The 5,378-nt window shown below is 66.0% G+C and carries 5 protein-coding genes; 4 read left to right on the top strand and 1 reads right to left on the bottom strand.

Going from position 1 to position 5,378, the window contains the following annotated elements; all coding sequences use genetic code 11:
• The 3 genes from ABLE92_RS25915 to ABLE92_RS25905 form a co-directional block, all read left to right on the top strand.
• Positions 1–842: HAD-IC family P-type ATPase (locus ABLE92_RS25915; RefSeq protein WP_348807654.1), on the top strand; the 842-nt coding region annotated here is incomplete at its 5' end.
• Positions 839–3,001: a copper-translocating P-type ATPase gene (locus tag ABLE92_RS25910; RefSeq protein ID WP_007239617.1), complete on the top strand. Its 2,163-nt coding sequence runs from the start codon at positions 839–841 to the stop codon at positions 2,999–3,001. The genes ABLE92_RS25915 and ABLE92_RS25910, both read left to right, overlap by 4 nt.
• Entirely contained in the window at positions 2,998–3,345 is a 348-nt protein-coding gene (locus ABLE92_RS25905) for a metal-sensitive transcriptional regulator (RefSeq protein WP_137809389.1), read from the top strand. The genes ABLE92_RS25910 and ABLE92_RS25905 overlap by 4 nt, the downstream gene beginning before the upstream one ends.
• A gap of 22 nt (positions 3,346–3,367) precedes the next feature.
• Here ABLE92_RS25905 and ABLE92_RS25900 read toward each other — a convergent pair whose 3' ends face one another.
• On the bottom strand, positions 3,368–4,303 hold the full coding sequence (locus ABLE92_RS25900; protein WP_159372045.1) for a M23 family metallopeptidase: 936 nt from the start codon (positions 4,301–4,303) through the stop codon (positions 3,368–3,370).
• 269 nt (positions 4,304–4,572) lie between these two features.
• On the opposite strand from ABLE92_RS25900, the gene ABLE92_RS25895 reads away from it, so the two are divergent.
• Positions 4,573–5,226 carry a DUF305 domain-containing protein gene (locus ABLE92_RS25895; RefSeq protein ID WP_006438341.1) on the top strand — a complete coding sequence of 218 codons (654 nt, stop codon included), beginning with the start codon at positions 4,573–4,575 and terminating at the stop codon, positions 5,224–5,226.
• The last annotated feature ends 152 nt before the right edge of the window (positions 5,227–5,378 follow it).

Genomic DNA, 5,378 nt, shown 5'->3' with positions numbered 1-5,378 from the left:
AAGTCGGGCCGCTCGACGAGGTCGACGACTTCCGCAACTTCGAAGGTCGAGGCGTGCGCGGTCTGGTCCAGGGACGTGTGGTCACCGTCGGGCGTCCGACGCTGCTGGCCGAACACGGCATCGCCGTGGATGACCCTCACCTCAACGAGGCGCAGACCGCCGCCGAAGAAGCCGGACAGACCGCCGTACTCGTCGCCTGGGACGGCCGCGCCCATGCGGTCCTGGCGGTCGCCGATGCGATCAAACCCACCAGCGCACACGCCATCGCCCGGCTCGCCGCACTGGGTATGACGCCCATCCTGTTGACCGGCGACAACCAGACCGTCGCCGATGCCGTGGCCGCTGAGGTCGGTATCGACACCGTCATCGCTAACGTCTTGCCGGCCGACAAAGCCGCCGTCATCACCGACCTGCAATCCGACGGCAAGGTTGTGGCCATGATCGGCGACGGCGTCAACGACGCCGCTGCCCTGGCCCACGCCGATCTCGGGCTGGCGATGGGCACCGGCACCGACGCCGCCATGCATGCCGCTGACATCACCCTGGTCCGCGGCGACCTCAACGCTGCCGCCGACGCGATCGCCTTGGCACGCACCACTCTGAAAACGATCAAAATGAACCTGTTCTGGGCATTCGCCTACAACGTCGCCGCGATACCGCTGGCCGCGCTGGGACTGCTCAACCCCATGCTGGCTGGGGCCGCCATGGCGTTGTCCAGCGTGTTCGTCGTCAGCAACAGCCTGCGGCTGCGCGCCTTCACCAGCCCGCCCCACTCATCGTCCACAGTTCCACCCACCAACCCCTCGACATATACCCCCCAGGGGTATAAGGTAGCGGCATGAACGAGCACTCTTCCCCTGAGCACGTCGGTCACGACGCCGCCGATGAACGCCACCACGGCCAACTCGCCGCAGCGTCACACAACCACCACGATCACCATGCTGAGCGCGCCCGCGCAGACCATGATCACGCTGGGCATGGGGGGCATGGTGATCACGTCGGGCAGTTCCGGCGGCTGTTCTGGATCATGCTGGCCCTGGCTGTGCCGGTCGTGGCCTTTTCGCCCATGTTCGCGATGCTCATCGGCTATGACCTACCCGATGGTGAAGTGTTGAAGTGGGTCTCACCGGTGCTGGGTACGGTGATGTACTGCTGGGGTGGGCGGCCGTTCCTGGTAGGCGCCTATTCAGAACTGCGGTCGCGTGCACCGGGAATGATGCTGTTGATCGCCTTGGCGATCACGGTGGCCTTCGTGGCGTCCTGGGGTGCGAGCATCGGTGTGTTGCACCACGAACTGGACTTCTGGTGGGAACTGGCGCTGCTCATCGTGATCATGCTGTTGGGGCATTGGATCGAGATGCGGTCGCTGGCCCAGACGACCTCGGCCCTGGACTCGCTGGCCGCGCTGCTGCCCGATGAGGCCGAACGCGTCGATGGCGACCAGATCACCACGGTTGCTCCCAGTGAGCTGCAGGTCGGAGATGTGGTGATCGTGCGCCCGGGGGCCAGCGTGCCGGCCGACGGTCGCGTCGTAGACGGCTCGGCCGAGCTCGATGAATCCATGGTCACCGGAGAATCGCGCACGGTGCGCCGCGGCATCGGCGATCAGGTGGTGGCCGGCACGGTGGCCACCGACTCGGGGCTGCGGGTCCAGATCACCGCCACCGGCGATGACACGGCGCTGGCCGGGATTCAGCGCCTGGTGGCAGACGCGCAGAACTCCACCTCCCGCGCCCAGCGGCTGGCCGATTCCGCTGCAGCGCTGCTGTTCTGGTTCGCGCTCGGCTCAGCGATCATCACCGCCATCGTGTGGACGGTCATCGGCCAACCCGACCAGGCGGTGATTCGAACCATCACCGTGCTGGTCATCGCCTGCCCGCACGCACTCGGCTTGGCTATCCCCCTGGTGGTGGCCATTGCCACCGAACGCGCCGCCCGCGGCGGCGTGCTGGTTAAAGACCGGTTGGCACTTGAGGCCATGCGCACTGTGGATGCGGTGCTGTTCGACAAGACCGGAACCCTGACCAAGGGTGAGCCCACGGTCATCGAGATCGCGGCCGCCGACGGCGTCGATGAGGACACCGTGCTCGCCCTGGCCGCCAGCGCCGAAGCCGACAGTGAGCACCCGTTGGCGCGAGCGATTGTCGCAGCTGCCGGAGACCGCGCGCGGCCGGTGCCGGCGGCCACCGACTTCACCTCGTCACCGGCGGTCGGTGTGACCGCTCGCGTCGAGGGCGCCACAGTGCGGGTGGGCGGGCCCCGCATGCTCGAGGAACAGGGCCATCAGGAACTGGCCATCGCTGATCGCTGGCGCGCCGACGGCGCAATCATCCTGCATGTCACCCGCGACACTGAGCTGATTGGAGCTCTCAAACTTGCTGATGAGGTGCGCGGGGAATCCCGCCAAGCCGTCGAGGTGCTGCACGCCCGCGGGGTCGAGGTTGTGATGATTACCGGCGACGCCGAAGCAGTGGCGCACACCGTCGCTCACGACCTCGGTATCGATCGGGTGTTCGCCGGTGTACGGCCGGAAGACAAAGCCAGCAAGGTGGCCGAACTGCAGCACGAAGGCCGCAAGGTGGCGATGGTGGGCGACGGCGTCAACGACGCCCCCGCCCTGGCCCAGGCCGATGTGGGCATCGCGATCGGGGCCGGCACCGACGTCGCGATCGCCTCGGCCGGGGTCATCCTCGCCAGCGACGACCCCCGCTCGGTGCTGTCGGTCATCGAGCTGTCGGACGCCAGCTACCGAAAAATGAAGCAGAACCTGTGGTGGGCAGCGGGATACAACCTGATCTCTGTACCGCTGGCCGCCGGAATTCTCGCGCCCATCGGGTTCGTCCTGCCGATGTCGGTCGGAGCGATTCTGATGTCAGCCTCGACGGTCGTGGTCGCACTCAACGCGCAACTGTTACGCCGACTCGACCTGCAGCCAGGCGCGAGTACAGTGCGTGGACTGCAGCACAACCGACCGAGATCCATTGAGAAGGTGAGTCCATGACCGCTGCGTCCGCACCGGGACAATCCTCCACCCCGGAAGAATCCTCTGCCTCGGAACACTCTTCCCACGGTTACATCAGCGATAAGGGCAAATACCTGGCCCGCCTCAAGCGCATCGAAGGCCAATCCCGAGGTATCCACCGGATGGTCGACGAGGAGCAGTACTGCATCGACATCCTGACCCAGATCTCGGCGCTGACCAAGGCACTGGAGGGGGTCGCGCTGGGCTTGCTCGACGACCACCTCACCCACTGCGTGCTCGATGCCGCCCACTCCGGCGGCGACGAGGCACAGGAGAAGATCGCTGAAGCCTCGGCGGCCATCGCTCGCCTCGTTCGTTCCTGACCCACCACACCGCGCTGGCTCGTCACAGGCGTCGTTCGCCGACCCACTGCGGCACCACCGGCCCCGGCGCGCGGGCGTCGGCATCAGCGGCCATCGCCAGAACCACCCCACGATCGGCCAGCCACTGTGCCGGATCGACGTTGACTCCCGTCGGGTCGAGAACCTCGAAATGCAGATGCGGGCCGGTCGAGACCCCACGGTTGCCCACCGTGGCGATCGATTGGCCCATCCGTACTCGCGCGCCCTGCTCGAGCAGATTCTCGTCGTTGTGGCCGTAGGTGGTGATCGTGCCGTCATCGTGCCGGATCCGCATCCACAACCCGAACCCCTCGGCAGGTCCGGAGGTGATGACCTCCCCGTCAGCTACCGCGACAATGGGCGCGCCCAGATCATTGCCGATATCAATGCCCTGATGGCCCCGTCCGTCACCGAAGGTGGACGTGATCTCGCCCGCAGTCGGCGCCACCGCACCGCCACTACCGGGCAGCAGCGGTGTCGGCGTTCCGGGTTCCTGCGGCTGGGGGCCATGCGGCTCGTTCGGATCGTGCGGCACGATTGCGGCGATCAGGGTGGCTACCAGCCGAGCCAGCGGTAACGCGTCGATGATCCGGAACCCGTCTATCGGATCAATGAGCGAAAACGTGCCGAAGCACTGCAGTGCGGCTGCACTGCCCGCATCGCCGACGCTGCCCGACTGGGCCTGAGCGCCCAGGCAGGACGCCGTCTGCGTGATCGGCTTCCCCAAATTCGCCGCCGCGGCACCACCCAAAGCGGCCTTCACCGAGTCCTGCACGATCGCGATCAGCTCCCCGGCCACATGTCCATCGGTTGAGGCCGCCGCCGGTGCGGTGGCAATCACAGGCGCAACGCCCACGCACACCGCCGCTGCCACCCCCAGCGCTTTGGGGCCCCACTGCTGCCCCGCCTTGACCCGTAGCGATGTCAACACCATCTGCATGCGGTCGGACCTTTCCCGCGGACGTCGTAGACCCACGCACGAGTGCCATGCGTGTACCCGCGAGATCACACCACAAGTCACTTGTGCCCCACCAGTCACACGCGGCTCCACTACGAAGCGAACTAATCAGGCATTAGCGGCTTTGTTTGCGCAGTTCACCGCCCGTTTTGTGGGTGCCGGGCAGGCGACTAACTACTATCGGTGTTAGTAGAATTGTTATCGAAGCGCCGCCGGGCGGTGGCGAAGTATCACTCTTGAGGAGGAGATCGATGAGAGTCACACGAACCGGTGTCGTCGTTGCTGCCGCGGCGGCTGTTCTGACAGTGGTGGCCGCGTGTTCGGACACCTCGACTGAGGATCATTCCTCGATGTCGGGGATGGGTACCAGCACGGTCAGTACCGAATCGTCAGCGGCGGCCTCTGCCGAACACAACAGCGCGGACATCTCGTTCGCCCAGCAGATGATCCCGCACCACACCCAGGCGATCATGATGAGCGACATCCTGTTGGAGAAGGACAACATCAACCCCCAGGTCGTCAGTCTGGCCCAGCAGATCAAAGACGCTCAGCAGCCCGAGATCGAGCAGATGCAGTCGTGGCTGAAGCAATGGGGAGCCCCACTCGAGGGCCAGGGGCACAACATGGACATGGGTACCTCGATGGCACCGGGTACCTCCCCGATGCCGTCGATGATGGGCATGATGTCGCCAGAACAGATGCAGCAGCTACGCGACGCGCAAGGCGCCGAGGCGTCGCGCCTGTTCCTGACCCAGATGATCGAACACCACCGCGGCGCCATCGCCATGGCCAAGACCGAGATTCAAGACGGCCAATCGCCCGAGGCGATCGCGCTGGCACGCCAGATCGTCACTGACCAGGAAAGTGAAATCGCCAGGATGCAGCAGCTTCTCAACAACCCCTAGCGGCCCGACCCGCCCGGGTTTGCCTCGGCTACACACACATCGCGATCACCATCGCCGCGACGACACCGGATGCCGCCAGCGTGGTCGGTACCGCCACCACACCAGCCACCGCCGCGGCGGCACCCACATGATGACGCCGCGACCGGCACCGG

This window comes from Gordonia oleivorans, from assembly GCF_040044975.1.
GTDB classification, from domain to species: domain Bacteria; phylum Actinomycetota; class Actinomycetes; order Mycobacteriales; family Mycobacteriaceae; genus Gordonia; species Gordonia oleivorans.
The sequence above is the reverse complement of the archived record's forward strand: the minus strand, read 5'-3'. Positions and strand labels throughout refer to the sequence as shown.